The sequence below is a fragment of the Blastomonas sp. genome (assembly GCF_041747255.1).
GTDB lineage: Bacteria > Pseudomonadota > Alphaproteobacteria > Sphingomonadales > Sphingomonadaceae > Blastomonas.
This window is the reverse complement of sequence record NZ_JBGTFM010000201.1, coordinates 1-1,899: the sequence shown is the minus strand read 5'-3', so window position 1 is coordinate 1,899 and position 1,899 is coordinate 1. Positions and strand designations below refer to the sequence as shown.

Below are 1,899 nucleotides of genomic sequence, written 5' to 3'. Positions count from 1 at the left end.
GCACCACCATCATGTGCGCAAAATCGCGGCACACGCCCTGCCGCGTGACGAAGGTGTCGAGCGCGGTGGTCGATCCGTCGCTGCTGCCCGGCTGATAGCTGAAATGTTCGTGGATCCAGTCGCGCATCGCCGCAATCCGCGCACCGCCCTGCAGCGCGCCAAACTCTGAGTCGGTGAAGCTTTGAAACTTGGTGGCAGGGCAATAATGCGAATCAAGCAGATACTGCACCGTCTCGCCCGGCAGCCGGTGCAGCGCGATTTGCGGCAGGGTGGCGATGTCGGTCACGAACCGCCGGATCGCAACATTCGCGCGATATTCGATCTCAAACCGTCCCGCCTTGCGCAGCCAGATGCGCTCGCCGATCTGGTCGTGCGAGGCGATCCGCACGAAATGCTCGCAATCCGGTGCGAGCAGCGAGGTGTGCATGATCGTCTGTTCAGGCGTCGGTGCGGCCTCGATCTGCAACAGGATGTCGGTCGCCTGATTGACGTCGTAAACAAGCGAAACATGCAGATCGAAGGTCATATCGGGCTCCGGGAGTGGCGTGGCATAAAGGGCCGTACACCAAAAAGGGGGCCGGAGTTGCCTCCGACCCCCCTCATGCTAGCATCATTCTATGACATTCAGCCCGCGTGGACCTCAGACAGATCGACCTTGAGGCCGGGGCCCATTGACGAACTGACCGAAATCTTCTGCAGATACTTGCCCTTTGAGCCCGAGGGCTTGGCGCGCACGATGGCTTCGACGAACGCGTCGAAGTTGGCGCGCAGCGCCTCGTCCGAAAAGCTCGCCTTGCCGATGCGCGAATGGATGATCCCGGCCTTTTCGACGCGGAACTCGACCTGACCGCCCTTGGCGGCCTTGACCGCTTCGGCGACGTTCGGGGTCACGGTGCCCAGCTTGGGGTTGGGCATCAGGCCCTTGGGGCCGAGCAATTTACCCAGACGCCCGACCACACCCATCATATCGGGCGTGGCGATGACACGATCATAATCGATCTTGCCGTTCTGCATCTCTTCCATCAGGTCTTCAGCACCTGCACGTTCGGCGCCAGCAGCGAGAGCCGCTTCGGCCTTGTCGCCGCGCGCGAACACGGCGACACGCACGTCCTTGCCGGTGCCCGAAGGCAGCGACACGACGCCGCGCACCATCTGATCGGCATGACGCGGATCGACGCCCAGGTTCAGCGCAACCTCGATGGTTTCGTCAAATTTGGATGTCGCCAGTTCCTTGATGGTCTTGATCGCTTCATCAACGCCATACAGCTTTTCAGCGTCAAGCTTGGCGGCGAGCGCCTTGGACTTCTTGGTCACTTTTGCCATGATCTTAGCCCTCCACCACTTCAAGGCCCATCGACGTTGCCGAGCCTTCGATAATCTTTGTTGCTGCCTCAATGTCGTTGGCGTTGAGATCAGCGAACTTCACCTGCGCGATTTCCGCCAGCTGCGAACGCTTGATCGTGCCCGCGCTGTCCTTGCCGGGCAGCTTGGAGCCGCTCTTGAGGCCGGCAGCCTTTTTGATCAGATAGCTGGCAGGCGGCGTCTTGGTGACAAAGGTGAAGCTGCGGTCACCAAACACGGTGATCACGGTCGGCAGCGGCGTGCCTTTTTCAACTTCCTGCGTCGCAGCGTTAAACTGCTTGCAGAATTCCATGATGTTGACACCGCGCTGGCCCAGAGCCGGGCCGATCGGCGGGGAGGGATTGGCAGAGCCCGCGGGCACCTGCAGTTTGATATAGCCTTCAATCTTTTTTGCCATGACATGGCACTCCTTCATTCTGTCGGGGGCAGCGAATGCCATCCCCCTCAAATTAAGCGGTCAAGCAACCGACGCGAACGCCTGTCTCCCGCAACTTTATCCTCACCCCTTCAGGGGAGAGGATACGAAGCGTTACCGGC

Annotated in this window: 3 protein-coding genes; all 3 read right to left on the bottom strand. The window is 60.3% G+C overall.

Going from position 1 to position 1,899, the window contains the following annotated elements; genetic code table 11:
* On the bottom strand, positions 1-526 hold a 526-nt coding region (locus ACEW8G_RS07140), incomplete at its 3' end, for a transglutaminase family protein (protein ID WP_373487743.1).
* Positions 527-624: 98 nt separating this feature from the next.
* Positions 625-1,323, bottom strand: coding sequence for a 50S ribosomal protein L1 (gene rplA, locus ACEW8G_RS07135; RefSeq protein ID WP_373487742.1), 699 nt, complete (start codon positions 1,321-1,323; stop codon positions 625-627).
* Between the two features lie 4 nt (positions 1,324-1,327).
* Positions 1,328-1,759: a 50S ribosomal protein L11 gene (rplK, locus tag ACEW8G_RS07130; RefSeq protein ID WP_373487741.1), complete on the bottom strand. Its 432-nt coding sequence runs from the start codon at positions 1,757-1,759 to the stop codon at positions 1,328-1,330.
* Positions 1,760-1,899 lie beyond the last annotated feature (140 nt).